We start from the raw sequence: 23755 nt of genomic DNA on the forward strand, positions 1-23755 counted from the left end.
GCCGGACAGGTTCAGCGGGTAGACGTCGTTCCCGTCAATGAGCGTCCCGGACATCGGCCATCCCCGCATGAGGGGGAGACATGCCGTCGGTCAGTTACCTGGCGCCACGGAAATTAAGGGAATTCCAGGTCGCCGGATCGAATGAAACCGGTGAGGGAATGAAGGCCTGCCCGAGCAACGACGCCACGTTCATTGCAGCGTGTGCATGGGTGGCGCGGCGACCGAAGGCAGCGTCGGACGCAATATGGGTGGTCCAACGCGATCCGCCACATCCGGGGCGAGCGCGCCCATCTTCTCGCGCAAAGCTTCCACAAGATCCCGCATGCCCGCTCCGTCCTCGACGATTCGGGGCGTCAGCAGCACCAGCAACTCGGTCCGCTCCTCCACCTCCTGCCGCGTACCGAATAGCGGGCCCAGCAGCGGCAGGGAGGAGAGAACCGGGATGCCTGTCCTGTCCCGGGTCGAACGGTCGCGCATCAGCCCGCCCAGTGCGATGGTATCGCCGTTCCTGACCTGAATCGAACTCTGCAGCCGGCGCAGCTGGATAGTCGGCGAGTTGATCGTGGAGCTGCTCGTCGTCACCGCGTCGCTCACCTCTTGGAACAGGTCGAGCGACACGCCCCCGCCCGGGCTGACGCGTGCACGCACGGCCAGGATCACGCCGGTATCCCGCAAGTCCACCGAAGAGACGATTGGCGCGCCGCTCGCCTGCGTGCTCTGGGACGTTTGGGTCAGGACGGGGATCTGATTTCCCACCTGAAGCGTCGCAGTCTCATTGTCGAGCACCAGCACGCGGGGGGCGGAAACCACCTTCACCTGGGTGATCGCGCTCAGGGCCTGCAGCGTGAGCCCGATGTTGCGGGCCGACAGCACGTAGGAGAACCCGCCGGCCAGGGGGGCGAGTGGCGTTGCCACGTCGAGCAGGCTGCTGCCCGAGCGAAGCGAATAGTCTAGCCCGTAGCGCAGGGTCTCGTTGAGCGACACCTCGGCAATGACGGCCTCGATGAAGACCTGTCGCGGCCGGATGTCCAGGCGCCGGATCGCTCGCTCAACGATGGCGGAATCCGTCGGCGTCGCGAGGACGATGAGCGAATTCCGGCCGCTATCCGCCTGGATGCGCACCGGCCCCGACAGCCCCAGCTCCGCCGCGACCTGCGCCGCCGTGGGCGGCGCGCCGATCGCAACCGTGGGGTTTGGCCCCGGGGCAGCGTCGGGCGGCAGGCTGGCCGGCATCGCGGACATGCCGCCCGGTACGCGGCTGCCGAGGCTGCTGCCCGTCGGCCCGGACGGTCCGACCGCGAGGGCACCGAAATTCCCGGCCGGATTCGTCGGGCCGGTCGCAACGCCGGGGCCTCCGAAGGTGCGGGACAAGACATCAGCCAGCTCTCCCGCGCGCCGGTACTGCAACGGGTAGACTGTGACGCTGGCCGAGGCTCCCGCACCAGTGTCGAGCTGCGTGATGGTCCGCCGTACCCGCGCCAGCAGCGCCGGCTGGTCGGTCACCACCAGGATGGCATTCAGCCGCTCCACCGCCGTCAGCTGCAGGCCGCCACGGCGCCCGTTGAAGATCACCTCAAGCTCCCGCAGCACGGCCGCCGGTGCGGCATTGGTGAGTGGGTAGAGGCCGAAGGAGCGGTTCTGCATGGTGTCGACGTCGAAAAGCCGCACCAGCTCCTCCATGCTCGCGCTCCGGTCGGCCGGACCGGAGATGAGCACGCCCCGTCCACCGGGATCCGCGGCGACGCTGACACCTGGCGGAAGGTTCCGTTGCAGCACTTCCAACACATCCGCCGTCTGCGCATAGCGCAGCGGAATCACCTGGGTCCCGGTGCGCCCGGGACCGTTGGGGCCATCCAGCAACGCCAGCCGCGCCACGCGCACCCGGCCATCGGGCGTGGCGGCAAGTCCCGCGCCCGCCGCGGCGAGGGCACGGTCCAGCAATGCCGGTATGCCGGGCACGGGAACCGCGCCATCGGTCTGCAAGGTGATGCGGCCGGTCACGTCCTGATCGACCTCGGCCGTTAGACCAAGGATACTCGCGAGCACGTCGCGCGCGACCTGGGCCGCAGGCATGTTGACGTAGTCGAGCTGGACGCGGCGGTCGCCGGTGACGGCTGGCAGGACCCGCGCGGCTGGCCGCGTCACCATGCTGGCCGCAGGCGTGGTGCCGATGCTCTCGAAACCGCCGGTTCGCGCGCGCGCCGGTGACGGTGTGAGGGCTGCGCCGGCACCGGGATCGGCGACGAAGGAGGTTGTGCCGTTCGACGTCAGGGTTCCACGTTCGACAACACCTTCAGATTGGATGCAGCCAGCGGAGCCCAGGGCCAGCAGTCCGGCAAGGATCCTTGTTACGCTACGCAAGGCGCCTCCGAACCATCTCGTTACAGCAGTGTCCTCCAGTAACCGGCCGGAAGGAAGCAGGCCCTACGGTGAAGTGACCGCATCAGCGCATTCCCCGGGCGGACATGGCTCCGCAGTCCGGCCGGGTCAGGCTGGATGGGCGTTACTGCCCGAGCTTGTCGATCACGTCGCTCGTACCCTTGTCGGTCTTTTGCAGCGTGTTGGAGATCATGTCATAGGCCTGGCTGCGCTTGTCCATCAGCCCCTGAAGCCGCACCATGTCCATCTGTGACGTGCTGTTCGCCGTGTCCACGGCCGACTTCATCGATTGCAGGCTTTGGTCGACCTGGGCTTGCGTCTGGTCGCTCCAGGCCTGGCCGCTGGACACGCCATTATCATAGGCCCACTGACCCACGCTCTCCTGCTGCCCGTCGGAGTTGGTGAACTCGACATTGTACGGGTTGACCTTGCTCGTCGTATCGTTCGGGCGTGCGTTGCGAAGTGCGTTCATGGCGGCGTTCGCGTCCTGCAGCCACTTGTTGCGCTTCTCCACATCCTTCATCTGGTCGCTGATCTGCTGATCGAGAATGTCGCCGCGCTCGAACTGCACGGCCATGATCAGATCCTCGATGTTCGAGCTTCCGCCGAACTGGTTCGAGGCGCCCATCGCGGCATTGTAGATGTTGGAATAGGCAGGGGTGGGGTCGCTGGCCTCCTGCTGCGCCGAGGGAGGAATGTTGACCGGACCGTGCATGATCTTGAAGTCGTTGGGCATCGTTCTTCTCCGTTCGTTTGCCAGCCTCAGGCCGACAGGATCTGCCGCTTGCTCTCCGCATCCGCCTGCTGCATCGCTGCAATCTTGTCCTGGATCGACTTCACATTGTCCGTGTAAGCATGGATGAAGTCGGTGTTGTCGTCCGCCTTGGACCGTGCTGAACCAGCGGCCGATTGCTGCGCCGCCTTGTCGGCCGCGTACTGCGCCCCTTCCATCTTGAGCGCCCCTCCGGCGATCTTGCCGCTCTCGGTCAGGATATCGGAGACATAATGCGCCCGCATCTCGCGCGCCTTCGCCAGCGGCTCCTGCTTCGCCTTCCACTGCTCGCGCTGGAGGGCCTTCGTGGCCTCCTTCTCCTTCCAGGCCGCAAGCTTCTCCGCCTTGCCCTGGTCGCCTTCGGGCGCCTCGTCATGCGCTGCGCTCGCGCCTTCCTCGGTGCGGGAGGAAGCGGCTTTGCCAACCCGCTTGCTGTCCATTTCCTTCATCTCGAAGCCACCCTCGTCGGACTCGACGGCAGGACGCGACTCGCCGACTGCCGGCTCCTCCTCCAGCTCGGGAGGCATCTCTTCTGGCTGCAACTCCTCCGGCACGTCCTCGCGGATCGCTGCCGCGTCCATGCCGCCCTTCAGCCCTGCCAGTGCACCCATGATGGAGATCGCCGAGCTGACGCAAGTGGCAGCCAGCTCGAAGCCCGCCTCGGAGCGGATATCGTCGGCCGCCTTCTGGTCGGCCGACGCCGCCATGGCCCGCTGCGTCGCCCTGTCCTGACGCGCCGCGTCGCGCGCCTCTAGGTTCGCCTTCTGCAGCAGCGCGGCGATTTCCTCGATGCTTCCAGCATTGGCCTGCAATCCATCGAGCGCCGACAGGGTCACGCCGAGGTCGTGCCCGGAACCGGGGCGAGGCGCCGGCAGCGCCACCAGCGGCGCCCCAGCAGCGGAAGAGGAGTGCGGCGGTGGCGGCGGCACCTCCCGAGCATCTGGCACCGGCCCGCCTAGGCGGGGAGCAACCGCAACGTCCCGCGTCAGCGCCGTCCAGATCGGCGTTCGCGCGGTGGTCCCGCTGACAGTCCCGGACATGTTCTCCTCCCTGCTCAGGCCGAAGGTACGGCCATATTGTGCAGCAGGGTTTCCGCCGTCTCAGCCTGCCCCTTGATCATGTTCATCACCTTGGTGGTCGTATCCTGCATCTGCAGGACCATTTGCTGCAGCCGGTCCGTCTCGTCGCCCATGGCTTCCTGCAGCTTCGCGATCATCTTCTTGACCTCCGCCGCATCGGCCTCGTCTTGGGCCGCGTTATAGGAATCGACGCCGGCGGCAATGCCGACCCCTGCCTGGGTGATCGTCACCGCAGCGTTCGCCGCCACCGCGATCTTGCCGGCCACCGTTGCGATCTTGACCGCGAGTGTCGTAGCTTCTTCCGTCGTTTCGGCCACCGCACTCGCCAGTCCGCCGCCGCCGGCCACGAGAGTCATGAGGGACGCTGCGATGGTAATGCCCATGGTCAGACCCTGGGCCCACTTCTTCGCAGCCTCCTCGCTCATGCCGTTCTTGACCAGGCTCTGCTGGATGGCATCCTGCAATTTTGCCATGACGCCTGTCTGGTCCAGTGTCGTCATCGTCACTGCCACGGCTACTGTCAGTGCCGCCGCGGCAGCGGCCAGCGCACCGCCGGAGATCACCGCCATGGCTGTCGCGATGATGGCCGTCAACGCCACCGCGATCCAGGCGAACACCTTCATGATGGCCGACTTCGCCTCGGACTCCTGCTGCTTCTCGATGGCGTCGCCCATCTTCTTCGCCATGTCGAGATCGTGACCCTTACGGGCGAGTCCGTCCGCCTGGATGTCCTTCTCCGTGTCCCGCTGCTGCGCGTCCCCCATCTTGACCTTGATCGCCAGGAAAGCGGTCATCATGGACGTCGTGTCCATGCCGAAGGGTTCGGCGAGCACGGGGATGTGGTCGCCTCCCATGCTTGCCGGCGGCGGGGGCGGGGCGCCGGCGCTCGTGGTTGGCGGCGCCTGCCGCTTGTCGGTGCCACCCAGCCGTTCGGTGCGGTCCACCAGCCCCGGCGCCGGACCGCCGACAGGACCGAGGCCGCTCACGCCCTGCCGCTCCCGGTCAGATGGGCGCGCAGCACCTTCGCACGGTCCCCCCAGCGGGCATGCCCGGGCTTGCCATGCGAGAGCGCCTCGGCCGCCTCCAGGGCGGTTCCGGCGCTCGTCGCATCTCCCATGGCGATGAAGCATTCCGCGGCGCGGACGGAGACCTGTGGGTCTTCCGGTTCCAGCATGGCGCAAACACCGTAGGCCTGCACGGCGACGGCGTGGAAGCCAAGCATCTGCGCCGATGCCGCGAGGCCTAGCCAGAAGCGCGGGTCCGTGTGACGGTGCAAGCAGAGGAAGCGGAATACATCCGCGGCATCCTGGTGCTGCCCGGCCGAATAGAAGCCGTAGCCCATGCTGTAGACCGCCTCCAGCTCGTCGCCGGTGATGCCGTTCAACGCGGCGATGTCCGTCTGTCCCTTCAGGATGGCTTCGGCCATCTGCTCAAGACGAGACTGGTCCATCGCCTCCGGCGCGGATGTGTCGCTCATCATGCCTCCGGGTCAGACCATCTGGCGTGCTGGACGCGGGCGCGAATGCCGGGCGGGAGCGGACTGCTGCGGCAGATCGCGCTCGATCTCCTCCTTCAGCTGCTGCTCTGCATACTCCAGCAGACCTTTCGCACTGGGCAGCTTCTCGAGAAGGCGAGTCCGCAGCTCACCAGGCTGCGCGCCAGCTTCACGCAGCGCGGCCTCTCCCTTGCTAAGCATCGACTTCGCTTGCTCCAGCACGGCCGCCGTCTGCTCGATCGTCCTGCTGGCGTCCTGGCTCGTCCGCTCGATCTCATCCATCATCTTGCTCCAATTCGGTGAAACGGATGGGCGCTGCACGCCGTCATCTTCCGGAGGCGGGCACGGCAGCTCGGTCCGTCGCCCCGAACATGTCTTTCAGCGCAGGCAGCATCGGGCCGCAGGCAAGGCAGGACAGTGCGAGGAAGCTTCGCCATCACAAGCGCGCTTGTCACGGAGCCTTAACGCAGCGTACCGTTTGCGAAATCGTCTGCACCGGACATGCTGCGGTCGCACGGAAGACCATGGCCCTCACACTTTCGTGACAGCCGCGTCCAATCCGGCGGCCTGCGTCGTAGTGATGCGGAGGCCGGCAGCGAAAGGCTCGGGAAATTGCTGGAACGACACGGGAATTCCAACTCGCAGTCCCGCCTTCAAGCCAAGTGCTTGTTACGCCTTCCCTGCGCCAGGCAGCTGTGAGGACTTATGGTTGATTTACTCGTTCGGGGCTTTCCGGAAAAGCTGCGCCTGACGGCTGCGGTGCTCGGCTGCACCAGCCAGAAGGACCTTTGCGCCGCCTTCCGCCGCGTCAACCCGAACACGGATTTCGATCTCGAGCGATCCTACAAATGGATGCAGGGCCGCTCCCTGCCACGGTCCGCTCGCGTCTACGAGGACTGGCTGGCGCTGCTCGGCATGGGAGAGGCCTCCGTGTCCTGGCTGATGTCGTCGCCCATCGACCAGTTCGTTGAGGCCCTCGCGCTGTTCCATAAGGTGGAAGCTTCGGCACTGCTACGGCAAGCGGGGGTCAGCAGCACGGCCGGGGCGGCGGAGGTGATGCCCCATACGGGGCCCAACAGCTATCTCTGCGGCGTCTACGCCTGCTACTCGCACGCACAGTCTCCTTATTTCTATGACCATCTTGTCAGGGCGACGCTTGTCATCGAGCCCGCGCCGCGGCGCTCCGAAGGGCTTGTCGCCACCTACTCGCAGCGGCTTCCCATGGGCCGGGTCCATGCGAGCGGAACCGTGGGGCTCTACGGCGCGGCATTGAGCCTCGAGTTGCGGGCACCGGGCCCGAATGTCGCTCCGGTCTTCTGCAGCCTGTTCCGTCCCTCTCCGCCGGGAAGCGTGCTGGTCGGCGTCATGTGCGGTACGGCGGCCATCAATCCGGCCGGACAGCCGCCTTATACAACGCGGATCATTATGGTGCGGATCGACGAAGCGCTGTCGGAGCGAGTCGAAGCATCGAACCGCTACCTCGACCGGGACGAGCGGCCCATCTCCTCCGACCTCGAGGGGCTTGGGATTGTCCTGCCGGATCCCGTGGGCCTCGAGGCGCTCGCCCATCGCGTCCTGAATCCGAGCCGGCAGCGGAGCGGCTTCGATCAGGTCGCGGTGACCGACTATACCGCGCTGGCGATGGCCTGCGACCAGATCTGGCTCAATGGCCTTGGCACCTGGCCGCCCAACCCGCAGGCAAAATAGGCAGGCTCCGACCGGAGCCCGCGCGAGGCGCAGCGCCGTGTGTCTGACCGTGTGTCGCCGGCCTTCGATCGCGTGACGCTAGACCTGTCATGGATCCCTGTGCTTGTTTGGAAGAAGCGTTCGGTGCCCACGGCATCGACTCCCTCCTCACCACGATGGAGCCGCCGGAAGCACCGGCGTTCCGATCGTCGTGGCGAGGGCAGCAAACCGCTGTAGGGAACAGGGGCGCATCCGATGACAATGAAACTGCCCGGGGTGGTCATGGCGCCCTTGTCGGCCGCGCTCGTGCTGACTGTCCTGCACGGCGCCGCAGCCGATGATCGTGTCTCCGCCGCCTGCCGCCAGTCATCATCGGGGCAAAGCGCCGAGCGGCGCGACGCTCCTGCGGCGCCTCCGGCCCTGACGCCGGCGGTTTGGTCGGTGGTGCAAGGGCCGATCGTGCCCGTGCTTGGCTCCGACGGACGTCATCATCTTGCCTATGCCATCCGCTTCCTCAACCTGGCCGGATCGCGCGTCACCATCGAGGCCGTCACGCCCGTCGATCCGGCGCGGGAGAATATACCAGTCGGTTCGGACAAGGTGCAGGACGGAGGCGGCCGGCAAGTCACCGGCATGATCCGTCCCTACCCGGTGGAGCAGGAGGCAGGCGGACAACGCTACTCGTCCCAGCTCGAACCCGGTCAGGGCGGCCTCGTCTTCCTCGATGTCACATTCGAGCGGGCCGAGGACATTCCAACGGCCATCGCGCATCGGGTGACGCAAAGCCAAGCCGGCGGCACTGTGGTGTCCGCCGTGGCCGGACGCGCCGAGATCTGTCGTGACGACGCCGTCGCCCTCGCGCCGCCGCTTCGCGGCGGTGGCTGGATGGTTGCCCTCGGCTGCTGTGAAATGCTGAGCGACCACCGAACTGCCGTGCTTCCCATCAACGGCGCCCTCCGCCCGGCCCAGACATTCGCGATCGACTTCATCCGCCTGGATGAGTCCACTGGCCGGGCCTGGGCCGGAAACCCAGGCGACCCGCGCAGCTGGCTTGGTTACGGGCAGCCCGTGCTTGCGGCGGCGCCCGGTCGGGTGGTCAGCATCCGTGACGGCTTGCCCAACCAACCCATAGGGGCTTTACCGTCCGACCTGCCCATTGCTGATATCCTGGGCAACCACGTCATCACCGATATCGGCGCCGGACGTTACGCATTCTATGCGCATATGGTTCCAGGCAGCGTCCGCGTGCAGTCAGGCGATGTGGTCGAGCAGGGTGCGGAGCTTGGCCTGCTTGGCAATTCCGGAAATACCAGTGCGCCTCATCTGCACTTCCAGGTGATGGACGGCCCCTCGGCCCTGGATGCGAATGGCCTGCCCTTCGTCTTCGAGCAATGGGACCTCAGCCGCCGCGTGGCCGGAACCGTCAACGAGCTCGAGCGCAAGGTCCAGGCCGGCGAACCTGTCGAGACCAGCGCCGCCGGCACGACGGAGCGGCGCCGGGTGCTGCCGCTGAACCTCGACATCGTCGCCTTCCCCTGACCCAGCCTTGGGTACCCGGCATCGGTAGTCCTTTCTGACAGGCCGCGGGCACGCATCATCCGGCAAAGCCGTACGTCAGCCCGACATGCTCCGCTGCCTGCGTCTTCTTCGGCAGCCCGCCAGCCAAGCCATGCGGTTCCTGCCGTCATACAATCCTCCACAGCGATGCCGCCGTGCTGGAATTCCCTAAATTTCCGTGGTGCTGGCCTGTGCTGCCAAGGAATGTCGCCTTACGGATGAGGGGCAAGCCATGCCGGGGCCGATGGGCGTCAGCGAGTTCACTGGCTTGGTGAATTCGAACAGGTTTTCCGACAAGGACCAGGTTCTTACTCGGCAAAGTGCCATGGGAACGGCCTTTGCTACGGTGCGCAATTTTCCCAACCGTGTACGGCAGTTCTTCGGAACAGCGAGCGCACGGGCGGACAACAGGGCCGCGGTCGAAAGCCTGTTCAGCGCCCTGAAGGAAACCTACGGACAGGCGCTCAGCGAGCGGGCGATCCTGTCCAGCCGTCCCGACATACGGCGCAGCCCCGATGGCACACTTGTCATGAACAGCGGAAAGCCGCTCTCGATACGCCGGACGAGGGCCATCCTCGCGGCCGCTGCGCTGGATGTGCAGACGCAGGTTGCAGGAGTCGCATCTCGCTTCATCCCGTCGCCGCCCGGGCAGAACCCGAACCTGCGGAACCGGATGCAATTCGTGTCCGACCGCTTGTTTCCGGGTGTCGCCGAGCATGCCGGTGTCAGCCCGTCGCTGTCTCCTGCCCAGCATCGCGCTTACGCGGCGATGTTGACGGAACGCGTGGCAGCCCAGGTTCGGAATGCCCGGGCTGCGGACAGGGACCCGAGCATCGAGGAAGCACGGCAGGCGGCCGTGGAGATCCTGAGAGAGATCAGCACGATGAGCAGCCGCGAACTCGAGGCGAACTCCATTCAGCGTCCTGGAGGAGCACCGTAGATGGCACAAGGTGGCAGGAAGCAAGCCGAGACATTGCTCGGCGAACTTGCAGCACTCCTCGACACGCCTGAGCTCGCCTTCGACAGCCTGGGCATCGCACGCATGGCCGTCGATGATGTGCTCGTGGAGATAGAGTATGCGGAGGATGGGGAGCGCTTGCTGCTGCTCTCGCCGCTCGGCAAGTTCGAGACGCCGGCCGCCGAGGACTATGGGCGGCTGCTGGACGCGAATTTCTACGGCCTCGGTACCGCGGACGCCACCATCGCGCGCGAGCCGGCGACGGGGCTCGTCGTGCTGCAGCGTCAGCTCGCGCTTGCCGGCCTGGATCTGCCGGCATTCGAAGCCACGGTCGGAAGCTTCGTCAGCACTGCCGAGATGCTCACCGACAGGTTTGCCACCGAAGGCTCTCGGGTTGGCACTCCTTTGCCGTCGGCTCCGCAGTCGGACGGCCGTCATCAGATTCGTGGCTGACGGCGCATCTCAAAGCCTGCTTCCGTACTTTTCGACAACTCGTGAGCTCGGACCAACCGTGGCGAAGCATCCATGATGGCAGGTGCGAAGCGGCCTTCCTGGCGCGTGGTATTGGCCATCGCCTTGTCCTCGCTGGCAATGACCGGTTGCGCGGCCGTGGACGCGATGGAGCGGTTTGATCAGGCACACTATCGACGTCAGTGCACCGGCTTCGGCTTCCGCCCGGGAACCGAAGCGTTTGCGGACTGCATGATGCAGCAGAGCGCACAGGACGAGGAGCAGAGCCAACGCAGCTTGGACCATGCCCAGCGACAGGAACGTTGGAATGAGAGGCGACATCGACGCTAGCCACCAGCCCCGTTCGCCGACGATAGCTGGCCGAGCTCAGGCTCATCTGATTGAGGCATGCGGCGGACCCTGGCACCACCCTCGGCAAGCCCTGGCTGGCCTACGGCTGAAGGCACATCCTGCCATCAGCCGACGTCGGTCCGAAGTCGGGAGGCGCATGAGTTGAAAGCCATGATAGCGCCGATCATGAGTTTGGCGCTGCGCTTGCCGCTCTTGGCCGCTGCCGGCACCAGCAATTTTCTATTCATGCAGCATCCGGCGTTTGCGCAGCCCTTACCCAACACCACAGTAAGCGTGAATTACTCCTATGCCGCCTTGTTGGGGTTCGGCGGTTATTCGGTCGGAGGGCTGAGGGCGTCTGCGTACACGCTACCGCTGTCGCTGCGGTTGTACGAGCGTGGGCGCGACGGCTGGAAAGTGAACTTGTTGCTGCCCCTCCAGCTCGGCTTGTACGATTTTGAAGCAAACCCGGACGGGAGACGATTGAAGGTAAGTCAGTGGTCACTTGCCGCACTGCCGGGAGCGGAGTTGCATATCCCTGTCACCGACAGCCTTGTAGTCAAGCCCTTCGCCCAGGGCGGCGTAGGTCATGCCTTCGGCAACGGAATCAGTAATGCCGATTCCTGGATCTATCTGGCCGGAGTGCGTACGCGGTATGAACGGCAGATAGGCAATTACCGGCTGGCCATCGGCAATGGCATGGTGCTGACAGGCAGCAGGGATATGGGTCCCGGCCAGCGTGAGGATTACTGGTCGCTGCAGGCAGCAGTTGAGATTCGCCGTCCGCTGCAACGCAGGATTGGCGATCTCGTGCCAGATGTCGGTCTCTACGTCGCCGAGTACTATTATCCGAAGGCTCTGCGGTTCGACCGGTACCTTCGGTCTCCGCTCCGCGTCACCAATCAAACGGAAATAGGGTTTTCCATAGGCTCTTCAGAGCCAGCGAGGATTTTCGGCATCGCCAACCCACGTATCGGCGCAAGCGTCATCTTCGGCGACGGTTTGACGGTTTATCACGTCAACTTCGGCTTTCCCTTTTGATCTGCCGTGATGGGACGTAGCGCAGCCCTCCGGGCTCAAGCTTGCGGTTCGGCGCTTTGTGGCGGAGGCTATCTCGGTCACCTTCGGCCGGCCTGTTTGCGGACGTGGTCCTTGACCGGTGACGTCCTTCCAGCTCGAGACATCAGCCCTCACCCGGGCACGGCCGTCAGGCGCCTTGAATTGCGAGCTTGTCAGCCCCGCTGGGAGGCGCCGAAGGTGGCGATGCGAACGAAGCGTTCCTCCCATGGCTCACGGTCGACTGAGCATCGCAGGCTTGAGGCCATCAGGCTCACTCGGAAAGCATTATGTTATGTTATAACATTGCCTCAGTCTTATATGGCTGCTAAGGGACCGCATCATCGAACGGATGGCCGCATGCTTCGCCCGAACTTCCCGGCCGTTACCCTCACCTTGGCCGTGATCCTTGCCCTGCAGTCGGTAGCGCAGACTACGGCGGAAGAGCAAGCCGCGGGCGAGGCAGTCCTGCTTCCCGAGCTGGCGGTCACCGCGGCGGGTGAGCGTGCTGATGGCCCGGTCGATGGCTACCGGGCTACCCGGTCGGTCAGCGCAACCCGGACCGACACGTCGATCCGGGAGATCCCGCAGTCGATCAGTGTGGTGCCACGAGCGGTGCTCGACGACACCGCTGCTGTCCGCGTGGATGCGGCGCTCGACTATGTCGGCGGCGTCGCGCGCGGCAACAATTTCGGTGGCCAGACCCTCTACGAGTACAATGTCCGCGGCTTCGCCACAGGCGAGTACTACCGGAACGGCTTCCCGCTCAACCGCGGCTACCAGGGCTCGCCCGACACGGCGGCGGTCGAGCGGCTGGAGGTTCTGCGCGGCCCGGCTTCGCTGCTCTACGGGCGTGGCGACCCGGGCGGCACGCTGAACATCGTCACCAAGCAGCCCATGGCCGAGACCTCGGCCGTCCTCGGCGGCCTGTTCGGCAGCCACGGGTTTTGGCGGGGAACCGTCGACGCCGCAGGTGCCCTGCGCGCAGACGGCTCCGCCAGCTACCGCCTGAATGGCGCAGTCGAAGGTGGCGGCAGCTTCCGCAACCATGTCGAGAGCAGCCGGCAGTACCTCGCCCCGGCTTTCACCTGGCGGGTCTCCCCCGACACGGCCATCACCCTCGAAAGCGAGTTCCTGCACAACGACCGCACCTTCGACCGCGGAGTGGTGGCTTACGGCAACCGTCCCGGCGTGATCCCGCGCGACCGCTTCCTGGGCGAACCGGGGGTCGGCACCAACCGCAACACCAGCGGCCTCGGCCAGCTCCGCTTCGATCACCGCATCAACAATGACTGGAGCCTGCGCGGCGGCGTCCAGTACTTCGGCGGCAACCTGGAGGGCCGCGCGGTGGAGCCGAGCAGCCTTCTAGCCGATGGCCGTACCCTGCGCCGCGAGTTGCGGGGGCGCGAATTCGCCTGGAACGACCTCGACGTCCAGCTGAACCTCGTCGGCCGGTTCACGACGGGGCCGGTGAGCCACACCCTGCTAGCCGGCCTCGAATACGAGCGCTACCACAACCGCGAGATCCTGAACCGCTCCAATCCCGGCATCTCCCCCTTCGCCATCGACATCCTCAGCCCTGCCTACGGCCAGCGACTTCCTGCGCTGACGCGCCGCTCCAACACCTTGGAGAACAGCAGCAACTATGCAGCCTACCTCCAGGACCAGATATCGCTTACCGGCCGGCTGAAGCTGGTGGCGGGCATCCGTGTCGAGCACTTCGACCAGGATTTCAGCCAGCGCAGCACCGGCATCGCCTCGCCCCAGACGCAGACCGCCGCGACGCCGCGGGTCGGCCTCATCTATGAGCTCACCGGCAATGTCTCGGCCTATGCCAGCTATGCACAGTCCTTCCGGCCCAATCGCGGCGGGGATATTGGCGGCCGTTCCTTCGCGCCGGAGAGGGGCGAGGCGTATGAGGTGGGCGCCAAATTCGACCTGTTCGACGACCGGCTGAGCGCCACCGCCGCCCTGTTCCACATCACGAAGGCGAATGTGCTGACGGCCAACCCGGCCGACACATCCTACAGCATCGCGGCCGGCGAGGTTCGCAGCCGGGGCTTCGACCTGACCCTGGCGGGCAACCCGCTGCCGGGATGGCGCATGATCGGCGGCTACGCTTATATCGACGCCGAGGTGACCCGCGACGCCGCGCTGCGTCCCGGCACCCGGCTGCTGAACGTGCCACGGCACAGCGCAAGCCTGCTCAATGTCTACGAATTCCAGGCGGGCTCGCTGCAGGGGCTCGGGCTTGGCGGCGGCGTCAACCTCGTCGGGAGTCGTGCCGGCGATACGGTCGGCTCCGCCTTCCGCCTGCCCGCCTATGCCACCGTGGACCTGCTGGCCTATTACAGGATCGGCGATCGCGTGCGGCTGAACCTCAACGTGAACAACCTCTTCGACAGGACCTATTACGACCGCTCCTACAGCAGCGTCTGGGTTTCGCCCGGCGCGCCGCTGACCCTGCTTGGCGGTGTGACGATCCGCCTTTAAAGCCTCCTGCATGTTCCGCCGTTCGCTCGGTGCCTTGGGCGCTGCAACCCTCGTCGCGCGCCCCGCCCGAAGCCATGCCCCCGCAACCACGCGTCGGCCGGGCGAGCGCGTGTTGCGGGTGGTTGCCCCCTTCGAGTTCGCCGGGCCCGACCCGGCGCGCTCCGGCCATGTGTTCGCCCGCATGGGTGTCGGGGAGATGCTCCTGGGTGCAGATCCGGAAGGCCGCCCGGTGCCGATGCTGGCGGAATGCTGGAGCACCTCGCCGAACGGCCTGCTGCACCGCTTCGTGCTGCGGCCCGGCGTGCGCTTCCATGACGGCAGCCCTTTGACGGCCGAGGCGGCGGCGGAGAGCCTCCGCCACGCCCATGCTGCCGCCTCGCCTTTCTCCCGCGTGCCGGTCGCTGCCATCGAGGCCACGAGCGACGCGGTGCTGATCCGCCTGAGCCGCCCCTTCGCGCCGCTGCCGGCCGTCCTGGCGAATTATGCCAGCATGATCCTCGCCCCCGCGGCCTATGACGAAGCGGGCAGGGTCCGCGCGGTGATCGGTACCGGACCTTTCCGCGTCGAACGCTTCTCACCTCCGCTGCAACTCGATGTCGAGCGGTTCGAGGGGTGGTGGGGGCCTCGCCCGGCCATCGGGCGTGCCTCCTACCTCGTCGTGTCGCAGGGCGAGGCGCGTGCCACGATGGCGGAGAGCGGGCATGCGGACCTGACCATGGCATTGCAGCCCGTGACCGTGGCGCGGCTCCGCCGCAGCCCGCGGCTTGAGGTCCTCACCGTTCCCGTGCCGCGCACACGCATCCTGAAGCTCAATGCCGCCTCGCCGTACTTCGCGGACCAACGGGTCCGCCAAGCCCTGAGCCTGGCGATCGACCGCCAGGGCATTGCCGCGGCCCTGGTGCGGAATCCTGCGATGGCGGCGGACCAGCTTTTCCCGCCGACATTGCAGGACTGGCACCTTCCCGCTCCGCCACCGCGGCGCGACTTGGAGAGGGCGCGAACCCTGCTGGCCGAAGCGGGCTGGCGCCCGGGCCAGGACGGCATCCTGGTGGATGCTGGGCGCCGCCGCTTCGCCTGCCGCTGCATCACCTACATCAACTGGCCGGAATTGCCGCCGATCGCTACCGCGCTCCAGGCGCAGTTCCGCGAACTCGGCATCGACATGTCGGTGGCCATCGGCAACTCCTCGGACATCCCGCGCGGCCACCGCGACGGCACCTTGGAGATGGCCTTGATGGCGCGCAACTACGCGCTGGTCCCGGACCCGCTCGCTACCCTCCTGCAGGATTTCCAGCCCGGCGGGGGCGATTGGGGCGCCATGGGCTGGTCCGATCCGGCCCTCGACGCCGCGCTGCACGCGCTCTCAGCGCCGGCGGGGGACCCGACCGCCGCACGCCGGCAGGCAGCCGGAATCCTGCGCGAGGCCTTGCCGGTCATCCCGATCGCCTGGTCGGAGCTGGGCGTCGCCGTCAGCCGCGATCTCGCTGGCGTCACGGTGGACCCGTTCGAGACCAGCTACCGGCTGCATGACATCGCCTGGCTGCGCTGACATGGGCCGGCGCTCCCTGGGCCGCTTCCTGCGGCCTGTCCTCATGCGTCTCACCCAGGCGCTGCTCGTCGCCCTGATCGTTGGCGCGCTCGGCTTCGCGCTGATGGCCGCACTGCCGGGCGACCAGGCCTTCCGCCTCGCTGCTGCGCGCTACGGCCCGGATATGGGCGATGCGGCCGCGGCCGCGCTGGTGCGGCAGGAGCTGGGGCTGGACCGGCCCTGGGCTGTGCAGTTCCTGGACTGGGTTGGCCGCCTGATGCGGCTCGATCTCGGCCATTCCCTCGTCACCGGCGAGCCGGTGCTGGAGGAGCTGACCATGCAGCTCGGCTACACGTTGGCGCTGGCCGGCGTCGCGCTGCCGCTCTCGGCCCTGCTTGGGCTTCCCTTGGGGCTCCTGGCCGGGCTGCGGCCGGGAGGCCCGATGGACCGGATCACGCTCGGGCTCTCCGTCCTCCTCCGGGCCATCCCTGCCTACGCCCTCGGCCTGTTTCTGGTGACGGTATTCTCCATCCATCTCGGCTGGCTTCCGCCCGCGGGCTTCGAGGGATGGCGCGAATTCGTCCTGCCGGCCCTGACCCTGGCACTTGGCTTGGCGGCGCTGTCCGCGCGGGTGGCACGGGATTCTGTCGCAGTCGTGGCGGCGTCCCCCTTCATGGCCTTCGCACGGTGGAAGGGTCTTCCGGAGCGGGCCGTGGTGCTGCGGCATGGCCTGCGCAACGCGGCGATTCCCGTCGTGGCCCTGCTCGGCCTCCAGCTCATCGGCCTTGTCGAGGGGCTCATCATCGTGGAGAGCCTCTTCTCCTGGCCAGGCATTGGGCATGCGCTGGTGCACGCCATCTTTGCGCGCGACGTGCCGGTGGTGCAGGGCACGGCGCTGGCATTGGGGCTGATCTTCGTCCTGGTGAATGCCTTCGTGGACCTCGCCTGCGCCTTGGCCGACCCGCGCCGCGCCAGGGCGGCGACATGAGGGCCCTCGCGCCTGGCCGCAGGCTCGGGCTGCTGCTGATCGTGGCGCTGCTGGGCTTCGGCCTGCTGGGGCCCTGGCTCGCCGGCGCCGATCCGGCCCATCAGATCCTGGCGGACTCCCTCGCGCCGCCGGGTACCGACTACTGGCTTGGCGCCGACCATCTGGGCCGGTCCATGCTGGCACGGCTGGCCCATGCCACCCGGCTCTCGCTCCTGCTCGCAGCGGTGACGGTCGCCAGCGCGGCCATCCCCGGCACGTTGCTCGGCATCCTCGCGGCCTGGCGCGGCGGCTGGGTGGAAGGCGGCCTGGTGCTGGCCGCCGATGCGGTGCTGGCGCTGCCGGGCCTGCTGCTGGTCCTGCTGCTCGCCGCCTTCGCGCCGGGCGAGTTCCTGCCGCTCTATCTCGGCCTCGCCCTCGCAGGCTGGGTCGAATATTTCCGGGTTGCGCGCGCCATGGCCAGCGGCCTGCTGGCGCGGCCGCATGTGGAGGCGGCACGCCTGCTCGGCTTCGGGCCGGGCTATGTGCTGTGGCGCCTGCTGCTGCCGGGCCTCCTGCCGACCCTGGGCGTGCTCGCCGCCTTCGGGATGGGGAGCGCCGTGCTTGCGATCTCGACCCTCTCCTTCATCGGGCTGGGCATCCATCCGCCCACGGCCGAGCTTGGCAGCATGACGACCGAGCTCCTGCCCTACGCCTATGAGGCGCCGCTGATGGTGCTGATGCCGGCGGCCCTGGTTTTCATGGCCGTGCTGGGTTGCCATCTGCTGGCGGGACAGGCGCGCGGGTGAATGCCGTGCTGACCTTCGCGGGGCTTGATGTGACGGCGGCGGATGGGACGGCGCTGGTGCGCGGCGTCGATGCGGAAGCGCGGCCCGGACAGCCGCTGACGCTGCTGGGCGAAACCGGCTCGGGCAAGTCGCTGGTTCTCGCGGCCGCCATGGGAAGCTTGGCGCCAGGACTGCGCGCCAGCGGGCGCGTGATGCTGGACGGGACCGAGATGCTGTCCGCCACCCATTCGGTCCGGCGGGCGCTCTGGGGCCGCCGCCTGGCGACGCTGCCGCAGGAGCCTTGGCTCGCCCTGGACCCGACCATGCGCGCCCTGGGCCAGGTGGCAGAGGTCTACCGGCTGGTGCGGGGAATGCCCGCTGCCGCCTCCGAGCTGGAGGCGCGGGCGCGGTTGGCGGAGCTGGGGCTCGACGGTGCCGCCGCGCACTATCCGTTCCAGCTTTCCGGCGGCATGGCGCAGCGCCTCGCCCTCGCTACCCTGCGCGCCTCCGGGGCGCCGGTGCTCCTCGCCGACGAGCCGACCAAGGGGCTCGATGCCGACCGGCGCGACGAGGCGGGAGCGCGGCTGCGGGCCGAGGCGGACCGTGGCCGGACGGTGGTCTGCGTGACGCATGACGTGGCCATCGCCCGGGCCCTGGGCGGCGAGGTGGCGGTGATGCTGGAGGGCCGGGTGATGGAGCGGGGGCCGGCGGAGACGGTGCTGGAGCATCCGTCCCACGGCTACACGCGGCGTCTGCTGGAGGCGGAACCAGCGCGGTGGCCTGCCTTGCCGCCACGGCCCGCACCCCGTGGGGAGGTGGCGGTCACGGCCGAAGGGGTGCGCCGCAGCTTCGGCGGCCGCCCCGTGCTGCGAGGGATTACTTTCTCTGTGCTCCGCGGCGAGATCGTCGCCGTCACCGGCCCGAGCGGCTGCGGCAAGACCACGCTCGGGGACGTGCTGCTCGGGCTGCTGCGGCCGGATGCGGGTCAGGTCCGGCGTCTCCCCGGCGTGGCGCCTTGGCGCTTCGGCAAGCTGTATCAGGATCCTCCCAGCGCCTTCGCGCCGCACCAGACCATGCGGCAGGCGCTGAGCGACCTGGCGCAGCGCCATGGCCTCTCCTGGGCCGCCATCGCAGCACTGCTCGATCGGCTGCGCCTCGGCCCGCTCCTGCTGGACCGCAGGCCGGAGGCGCTGTCGGGCGGCGAGCTGCAACGCTTCGCGCTGGCCCGTGTCCTCGCGCTCGATCCCGTTTTCCTCTTCGCCGACGAGCCGACATCGCGCCTCGACCCCATCACCCAAGGTGAGGTCTCGAATCTCCTCGGTGAGTTGGTTACGGAGCGTGGCCTGGGTGTGCTCCTGGTGACGCATGATGCGGCACTGGCCGCGAAGCTGGCCGACAGGGTTGTGCAGCTGAGGCCCAGCGGCGCCGAGTGTTGAGCGGGCGGCTGATGGTGTTTCTGCTGTGCAGGCGACGACCATACTGCATCGCGCTGAGGAGAACGTAAGCCCGAGAGCCAGCAGGTGTTGCAGCTACCGTGCTGTGCGGGCTGGATCCGCCGCCATGCGGTGGCAGCGGCCAGCAAGACACCCGATGCGATCTGGCTGACGGCAGTGGCCTGCTTCCCACACGGGATGATCGACGCGACAACAAGCAGCACTTGTGAAATAGTACGACCGGTCGTACTATGCCGTATGAAGTCGCAAGCGACCCGCGTCTCACTCCTCCACCACGGCCTTCGCGCGTTGAGCGTCGATGGCTTGTCGGGCGTGACCCTCGGCCGGCTGGCTGAGGCAGCCAGCCTGTCCAAGAGCGGCCTATTCGCCCATTTTCGTTCCAAGGAGCAGCTCGAGCTGGCGTTGCTCGACGAGGCGGCGCGCCTGGCGCACGTGCATGTCGTCGAGCCCGCGATGAGGGCACCGGAAGGCTTGCCTCGGCTTCGCGGGCTGGTGGAGCGGTGGATCGGCTGGCCCTCGCGCGCCGGCCTCCCCGGCGGCTGTCCCGTCGCCTCCGCCCTGTTCGAGCTGGATGACAGTGAGGGAAGGGTACGCGAGCACATCGCCGCATTGGAGAAGGAGTGGCGCGAGCTTCTCCGCTCCCTCACCGCATCCGCCGTCGCGCTGGGGCACCTGAACGTCGAGACAGACATCGAGCAATTCGTCTGGGAGCTATGCGGCATCTATCTCAGCCATCATGCCTCGGCCCGCTTCCTGCGTGACCCTGCTGCCGAGACGCGGGCGCGCCATGCCTTCGATGCCTTGCTTCGCCGCGCCGGCGCAGCGCTGCCGAGCTAGCCGGACCGGAATGCCGCGATGTCGCTCGCGCGCGCCGCGAGCCGGCACGCGGGCCAACCCATGACAATCGGTGATCGGTGCATGAACCATGACGACGGGATCAGGGCAGCGGAGTTGAGGCAGCTTCGACGTCTGCGCCTGGCAGCGCTGGCAGAGGGGATGACGCTGGTCGTCCTCGTGCTCGTCGCCATGCCGGCCAAGCATCTGTTTGGTCTGCCTGCGGCGACGAAGGTCGTGGGGCCGGTGCACGGCCTGGCCTTCGTGGCCTATGCGTGGATGATCCTCGCGACCGTTTCGAACGATTCCTGGCGCCGGGGTGAGATCCTGCGGCTGACGATCGCCGCTTTCGTCCCGTTCGGCACCCTCCTCAGCGCCGGGCTGCTGCAACGGAAGGAAGCGGCGCTGGTGGCGGCTGGCCAGGGTAGGGCGTGATGGAGCAGCCCTGGCTGAAGGCTCTGCACGTCGCGGCGGTGCTTCTCTTTGCCGGCGGGCTTCTCGCACAATCGCTCGCGGTCGCGGCGGCGCTGCGGGACAGCGTCAGCCCCGGCGTCCTAGTCCGGCTGCGCCAGTGGGACCAGCGCGTCACCGTTCCGGCGTTGCTATCCGCATGGGCCTTCGGCATCGCCACGGCGCTTGGTGAGGGCTGGTTCGGAGCAGGCTGGCTATCCGCCAAGCTGCTGCTTGTCGTCGCGCTCACCGGCCTGCACGGCCTGCAGGCCGGCGCGCTCCGTCGTCTGGCGCTTGAGGCGGGACGACCGCCACGCGGCCTTGGCCGGGCTCCAGTGGCGGTGGTTCTGTCACTCGTCGCAATCGCGGTGCTGGCCGTCGCCAAGCCGTTCTGAGAGTGGTGGGCGGACGGCGATGGCCATCGAAGGCCAAGTGCTGCCAGGACCACGGCATCGCCACCGGACACGCGGGCGCCCTTGGCTGCCCTCGACATACGGAACCTCCTGCGTCGCCATGACGGTTCTCGATGTCAGGGGGCCTGATCCCGAGCCTGCCGCAGGAGGCTGGGCTCCGCCGCAGAATTTGCCGCAGAGCTATCTTCGGGACATGCGGAGCTCCTGGGTTTGCAGGAGCCTTTCAACGGACGGCATGCCCGCGCAGTCCTGTCCATTTCTTCCCCAGAAGAAGCCACAGGCCCTGGCTGAAGCGAGCATTCACAAACAATGATGATAGACGCACGAAAATTTGCAGGGAACCTTGATGCTGCCCCCAGTGTCCAGAGGTTCCCCGATGCCGCCGAATGCCAGAATGGTAGAAGCCGATATCGTCGTGGTCGGCGCCGGGAGTGCTGGCTGCGCGCTGGCGGCCCACCTCTCCGCCGATCCAGGCCTGCGCGTCCTCGTGCTGGAGGCCGGGCGACGCAACCGGCTCGGCATCACCCGCCTCCCGGCGGCGCTGCTGCGGACCATCGGCAACCCGCGCTACGATTGGGCCTATCAGTCCGAGCCCGACCCGACCCGCGGCGGCCAGGCGGAGCTCTGGCCGCGTGGCAAGACCCTCGGCGGCAGCTCCGCCATCAACGGCATGATCTATGTCCGCGGCGCCGCTGCCGACTACGACGCATGGGAGGCGATGGGCTGCACCGGCTGGGGCTGGCGCGACGTGCTGCCGGCCTTCCGCCGGCTGGAAACGGCCGATGCGCCGGACGCCACGCATCGTGGGGGAGCGGGCCCGCAGCGCGTCTCGGCCTTGCGCTGGCGGCACCGGCTGGCCGCGGATTTCATCGAGAGCGGCGTCGCCTGCGGCATCCCCCGCTCCGCCGACCTGAACGGCCCGCAGCATGAGGGCATCGGCTGGAACCAGGGCTCGATCCGCGAAGGACGGCGGCATTCCGCCTACGACGCCTTCCTTGCCCCGGTGCTCGGCCGGCCGAACCTCACCGTGCTGGACGATGTGCTGGTGGAACGCCTCCGCTTCGACGGCCGAAGGGGGACCGGCCTTGCGGCGCGGCGCGGCGGGGCGGCGCTCGAGGTGGTCGCGCGGCGCGGCGTGGTGCTGACGGCAGGCGCCATCAACACGCCGCAGCTGCTGATGCTCTCCGGCATCGGCGAGGCCGCGGCGCTGCGGCGCCTCGGCATCGCCCCGGTGCTCGACTGCCCGGAGGTGGGGCGGAACCTGATGGAGCATCCCGGCCTCTACGTGCAGGCCGAGATGGCGGCCCCGACCGCCAACCGCGAGACCACACCGCTCCGCGCCGCCTACCATCTGGCTCGCTGGCTGGTGCGGCATGACGGGCCGGTGAGCGTGCCGACGGCGCAGGCCCTTGCCTTCTTCCGCTCGACGCCGGAGGCGGCGGAGCCGGACCTGCAATTCCACATCTTCCCCTATGGCTCGACCATCGGCCGCGGCGGCAAGCGGGTGATCCCGCGCCGCAACCTCGCCACCATCCTGATGAACGCCAATTTCCCGCGCTCGCGCGGCTGGCTGGAGCTGCGCTCGGCCGATCCGGTGGCGCCCATCGCCATCCATCCCCGCCTGCTGGAGCATGAGGACGACGTGGCGGTGCTGCTGCATGGGCTCGATTGGGTGCGGCGCATGGCGGGCACCGGCCCCTTCGGCGCCGGGCTGCACAGCCTGATCGGCGTACCCGCGGCCGCGGCGGGGCGGGGGGCGGACCTCGCCTATCTGCGGGAGGCGACGCGGCCCTTCTACCACCCGGCCGGCACCTGCCGGATGGGGGCGGATGCGGCGGCGGTGGTTGCGCCGGACCTCGCTGTGCAGGGGATGGAGGGGCTCTGGGTCGCCGATGTCTCGGTCTTCCCCCGCCACATCGCCGGCAACACCAATGCGACGGCGCTGATGATCGGCGAGCGCGGGGCCGAACTCATCGCCGCGGCGCTGCGGCCGGGTGCGGCGCGGCCCGTGGAGACGGTGCTGGAAGCCACCTAACGGGTTTCCAGCCGGTAGATGTCGGCGCGGCGGTTGGCGAGGGCCGGGAGTTCGGCCCGCAGCGCCTCCTGCCGCGCCAGGTCGAGCGTCGCGGCCACGACGCCGACCCCCTTGGGCTGGCAGGCCAGCACCTGCCCCCAGGGATCGATGATCATGCTGTGGCCGAAGCAGGCGCGGCCGGCGATCGATTCACCGACCTGCGCGGCGGCGATGACGAAGCACTGGTTCTCCACTGCACGGGCGCGCAGCAGCAGCTCCCAATGTGCCAGGCCGGTGTGCCGGGTGAAGGCAGCCGGCACCAGCAGCAGCCGGGCGCCCGCCAGCATGTGCAGCCGGTAGAGCTCCGGGAAGCGGATGTCGTAGCAGACCGAGAGCCCGGCCCGGAGGCCTTCGATCTCCGCCGTCACCACTTGGTCGCCGCCGCCGACGGTGGCCGATTCCCGATAGCTGGGCTGCCCGGCGAGGCCGATATCGAAGAGGTGCAGCTTGTCGTAGCGGGCGGCGATCCGCCCCTCGCGGTCGAAGAGCAGGCTGGCATTGGAGCAGCGCCCATCTGCGGCACGGGCATGGAGCGAGCCCGCCAGCACCCAGAGGCCTAGCTTCCGCGCCCGTGCCCCGATCGCCTCAGACAACGGTCCGGGAATGGGCTCGGCGGCGGCGAGCGCCCCCTCATCCGTGCCGAGATAGTCGAAATACTCCGGCAGCACGGCGAGGTCAGCACCTCCGGCCGCAGCCTCGTCCAGCAGGCCGAGCGCGGTGGCGAGGTTGGCCACCGTGTCGCCGCGCGAGTTCATTTGGCATGCCGCGACACGCATTGAGTATTCCTTCCCAACGGCCGCCATGACGACCGATCCCGCCAATAGTTCCGCATACACAAGGCACCAACCCCGTCAGGTACGTTAATGTACGAGGCATCCAACCCAGCGGTTTTTATTAAGGACATTGCTGCAGCGCGAAGAACCCCTCCATTGACGCGGCGTTGCCCCCGCCACTGCCACTTTGCTTCTACTCTT

Annotated in this window: 21 protein-coding genes; 14 read left to right on the forward strand and 7 right to left on the reverse strand. The window is 67.8% G+C overall.

Translation table 11 applies throughout. From position 1 onward, the window contains the following. Nucleotides 1-189: 189 nt before the first annotated feature. The 6 genes from JMJ56_RS18645 to JMJ56_RS18670 form a co-directional block, all read right to left on the reverse strand. On the reverse strand, nt 190-2361 hold the full coding sequence (locus tag JMJ56_RS18645) for a secretin N-terminal domain-containing protein (protein WP_202833282.1): 2172 nt from the start codon (nt 2359-2361) through the stop codon (nt 190-192). A 142-nt stretch (nt 2362-2503) separates the two neighbouring features. Next, nucleotides 2504-3115 carry a hypothetical protein gene (locus JMJ56_RS18650; RefSeq protein WP_202833283.1) on the reverse strand — a complete coding sequence of 204 codons (612 nt, stop codon included), beginning with the start codon at nt 3113-3115 and terminating at the stop codon, nt 2504-2506. A gap of 26 nt (nt 3116-3141) precedes the next feature. Continuing rightward, nucleotides 3142-4191 carry a hypothetical protein gene (locus JMJ56_RS18655; protein WP_202833284.1) on the reverse strand — a complete coding sequence of 350 codons (1050 nt, stop codon included), beginning with the start codon at nt 4189-4191 and terminating at the stop codon, nt 3142-3144. Nucleotides 4192-4205: 14 nt separating this feature from the next. After that, nucleotides 4206-5216, reverse strand: coding sequence for a type III secretion system translocon subunit SctE (gene sctE / locus JMJ56_RS35320; RefSeq protein ID WP_202833285.1), 1011 nt, complete (start codon nt 5214-5216; stop codon nt 4206-4208). Beyond that, on the reverse strand, nt 5213-5707 hold the full coding sequence (locus tag JMJ56_RS18665) for a SycD/LcrH family type III secretion system chaperone (protein WP_202833286.1): 495 nt from the start codon (nt 5705-5707) through the stop codon (nt 5213-5215). The genes sctE and JMJ56_RS18665 overlap by 4 nt, the downstream gene beginning before the upstream one ends. Before the next feature lie 12 nt (nt 5708-5719). Beyond that, entirely contained in the window at nt 5720-6007 is a 288-nt protein-coding gene (locus tag JMJ56_RS18670) for a hypothetical protein (RefSeq protein WP_236037941.1), read from the reverse strand. Nucleotides 6008-6430: 423 nt separating this feature from the next. Between JMJ56_RS18670 and JMJ56_RS18675 the strand changes: the two genes are divergently transcribed. From JMJ56_RS18675 to JMJ56_RS18740, 14 genes are all read left to right on the forward strand, one after another. After that, the gene (locus tag JMJ56_RS18675; protein WP_202833288.1) at nt 6431-7432 is read left to right on the forward strand and encodes a hypothetical protein; all 1002 of its coding nucleotides are present in this window, start codon (nt 6431-6433) and stop codon (nt 7430-7432) included. A 234-nt stretch (nt 7433-7666) separates the two neighbouring features. After that, entirely contained in the window at nt 7667-8950 is a 1284-nt protein-coding gene (locus JMJ56_RS18680) for a M23 family metallopeptidase (protein ID WP_202833289.1), read from the forward strand. Nucleotides 8951-9200: 250 nt separating this feature from the next. Then, a complete protein-coding gene (locus JMJ56_RS18685; protein WP_202833290.1) occupies nt 9201-9908 on the forward strand; it encodes a hypothetical protein in 708 nt (235 codons plus the stop codon). Continuing rightward, nucleotides 9909-10379 (forward strand): type III secretion system chaperone, encoded by a 471-nt coding sequence (locus tag JMJ56_RS18690; protein ID WP_202833291.1) that lies wholly within the window; start codon nt 9909-9911, stop codon nt 10377-10379. Nucleotides 10380-10913: 534 nt separating this feature from the next. Next, a complete protein-coding gene (locus JMJ56_RS18695; RefSeq protein WP_202833292.1) occupies nt 10914-11768 on the forward strand; it encodes a hypothetical protein in 855 nt (284 codons plus the stop codon). 375 nt (nt 11769-12143) lie between these two features. Then, on the forward strand, nt 12144-14276 hold the full coding sequence (locus tag JMJ56_RS18700) for a TonB-dependent siderophore receptor (RefSeq protein ID WP_202833293.1): 2133 nt from the start codon (nt 12144-12146) through the stop codon (nt 14274-14276). A gap of 10 nt (nt 14277-14286) precedes the next feature. After that, the gene (locus JMJ56_RS18705) at nt 14287-15825 is read left to right on the forward strand and encodes an ABC transporter substrate-binding protein (protein ID WP_202833294.1); all 1539 of its coding nucleotides are present in this window, start codon (nt 14287-14289) and stop codon (nt 15823-15825) included. Nucleotide 15826: 1 nt separating this feature from the next. Next, nucleotides 15827-16792 (forward strand): ABC transporter permease, encoded by a 966-nt coding sequence (locus JMJ56_RS18710; protein ID WP_202833295.1) that lies wholly within the window; start codon nt 15827-15829, stop codon nt 16790-16792. Next, the gene (locus tag JMJ56_RS18715; RefSeq protein ID WP_202833296.1) at nt 16789-17577 is read left to right on the forward strand and encodes an ABC transporter permease; all 789 of its coding nucleotides are present in this window, start codon (nt 16789-16791) and stop codon (nt 17575-17577) included. Before JMJ56_RS18710 ends, JMJ56_RS18715 begins: the two co-directional genes overlap by 4 nt. Then, entirely contained in the window at nt 17574-18992 is a 1419-nt protein-coding gene (locus JMJ56_RS18720; protein WP_328702419.1) for an ABC transporter ATP-binding protein, read from the forward strand. The genes JMJ56_RS18715 and JMJ56_RS18720 overlap by 4 nt, the downstream gene beginning before the upstream one ends. A 255-nt stretch (nt 18993-19247) precedes the next feature. Further along, nucleotides 19248-19847 carry a TetR/AcrR family transcriptional regulator gene (locus JMJ56_RS18725; RefSeq protein WP_268885038.1) on the forward strand — a complete coding sequence of 200 codons (600 nt, stop codon included), beginning with the start codon at nt 19248-19250 and terminating at the stop codon, nt 19845-19847. 81 nt (nt 19848-19928) lie between these two features. Next, nucleotides 19929-20279 (forward strand): DUF3817 domain-containing protein, encoded by a 351-nt coding sequence (locus tag JMJ56_RS18730; RefSeq protein WP_236037942.1) that lies wholly within the window; start codon nt 19929-19931, stop codon nt 20277-20279. Beyond that, the gene (locus tag JMJ56_RS18735; RefSeq protein WP_202833298.1) at nt 20279-20689 is read left to right on the forward strand and encodes a CopD family protein; all 411 of its coding nucleotides are present in this window, start codon (nt 20279-20281) and stop codon (nt 20687-20689) included. The genes JMJ56_RS18730 and JMJ56_RS18735 overlap by 1 nt, the downstream gene beginning before the upstream one ends. A 412-nt stretch (nt 20690-21101) precedes the next feature. Continuing rightward, complete coding sequence (locus JMJ56_RS18740; protein WP_202833299.1) at nt 21102-22742, forward strand: GMC family oxidoreductase; 1641 nt, start codon at nt 21102-21104, stop codon at nt 22740-22742. On the opposite strand, the gene JMJ56_RS18745 is transcribed toward JMJ56_RS18740, so the two are convergent. Beyond that, complete coding sequence (locus tag JMJ56_RS18745) at nt 22739-23584, reverse strand: carbon-nitrogen hydrolase family protein (RefSeq protein ID WP_328702420.1); 846 nt, start codon at nt 23582-23584, stop codon at nt 22739-22741. The two genes, JMJ56_RS18740 and JMJ56_RS18745, sit on opposite strands and share 4 nt — an antisense overlap. Between the last annotated feature and the right edge of the window lie 171 nt (nt 23585-23755).

The organism is Belnapia arida, from assembly GCF_016773205.1.
Taxonomy (GTDB): Bacteria; Pseudomonadota; Alphaproteobacteria; order Acetobacterales; family Acetobacteraceae; genus Belnapia; species Belnapia arida.

Excerpts from the sequence above, each read along its gene's own strand:
- JMJ56_RS18650 (WP_202833283.1), bottom strand. The coding sequence starts at position 3,115 with ATGCCCAACGACTTCAAGATCATGCACGGTCCGGTCAACATTCCTCCC.
- JMJ56_RS18655 (WP_202833284.1), bottom strand. The coding sequence starts at position 4,191 with ATGTCCGGGACTGTCAGCGGGACCACCGCGCGAACGCCGATCTGGACG.
- JMJ56_RS18665 (WP_202833286.1), bottom strand. The coding sequence starts at position 5,707 with ATGAGCGACACATCCGCGCCGGAGGCGATGGACCAGTCTCGTCTTGAG.
- JMJ56_RS18670 (WP_236037941.1), bottom strand. The coding sequence starts at position 6,007 with ATGGATGAGATCGAGCGGACGAGCCAGGACGCCAGCAGGACGATCGAG.
- JMJ56_RS18675 (WP_202833288.1), top strand. The coding sequence starts at position 6,431 with ATGGTTGATTTACTCGTTCGGGGCTTTCCGGAAAAGCTGCGCCTGACG.
- JMJ56_RS18680 (WP_202833289.1), top strand. The coding sequence starts at position 7,667 with ATGACAATGAAACTGCCCGGGGTGGTCATGGCGCCCTTGTCGGCCGCG.
- JMJ56_RS18685 (WP_202833290.1), top strand. The coding sequence starts at position 9,201 with ATGCCGGGGCCGATGGGCGTCAGCGAGTTCACTGGCTTGGTGAATTCG.
- JMJ56_RS18690 (WP_202833291.1), top strand. The coding sequence starts at position 9,909 with ATGGCACAAGGTGGCAGGAAGCAAGCCGAGACATTGCTCGGCGAACTT.
- JMJ56_RS18695 (WP_202833292.1), top strand. The coding sequence starts at position 10,914 with ATGAGTTTGGCGCTGCGCTTGCCGCTCTTGGCCGCTGCCGGCACCAGC.
- JMJ56_RS18700 (WP_202833293.1), top strand. The coding sequence starts at position 12,144 with ATGCTTCGCCCGAACTTCCCGGCCGTTACCCTCACCTTGGCCGTGATC.
- JMJ56_RS18705 (WP_202833294.1), top strand. The coding sequence starts at position 14,287 with ATGTTCCGCCGTTCGCTCGGTGCCTTGGGCGCTGCAACCCTCGTCGCG.
- JMJ56_RS18710 (WP_202833295.1), top strand. The coding sequence starts at position 15,827 with ATGGGCCGGCGCTCCCTGGGCCGCTTCCTGCGGCCTGTCCTCATGCGT.
- JMJ56_RS18715 (WP_202833296.1), top strand. The coding sequence starts at position 16,789 with ATGAGGGCCCTCGCGCCTGGCCGCAGGCTCGGGCTGCTGCTGATCGTG.
- JMJ56_RS18725 (WP_268885038.1), top strand. The coding sequence starts at position 19,248 with ATGAAGTCGCAAGCGACCCGCGTCTCACTCCTCCACCACGGCCTTCGC.
- JMJ56_RS18730 (WP_236037942.1), top strand. The coding sequence starts at position 19,929 with ATGAACCATGACGACGGGATCAGGGCAGCGGAGTTGAGGCAGCTTCGA.
- JMJ56_RS18735 (WP_202833298.1), top strand. The coding sequence starts at position 20,279 with ATGGAGCAGCCCTGGCTGAAGGCTCTGCACGTCGCGGCGGTGCTTCTC.
- JMJ56_RS18740 (WP_202833299.1), top strand. The coding sequence starts at position 21,102 with ATGGTAGAAGCCGATATCGTCGTGGTCGGCGCCGGGAGTGCTGGCTGC.
- JMJ56_RS18745 (WP_328702420.1), bottom strand. The coding sequence starts at position 23,584 with ATGGCGGCCGTTGGGAAGGAATACTCAATGCGTGTCGCGGCATGCCAA.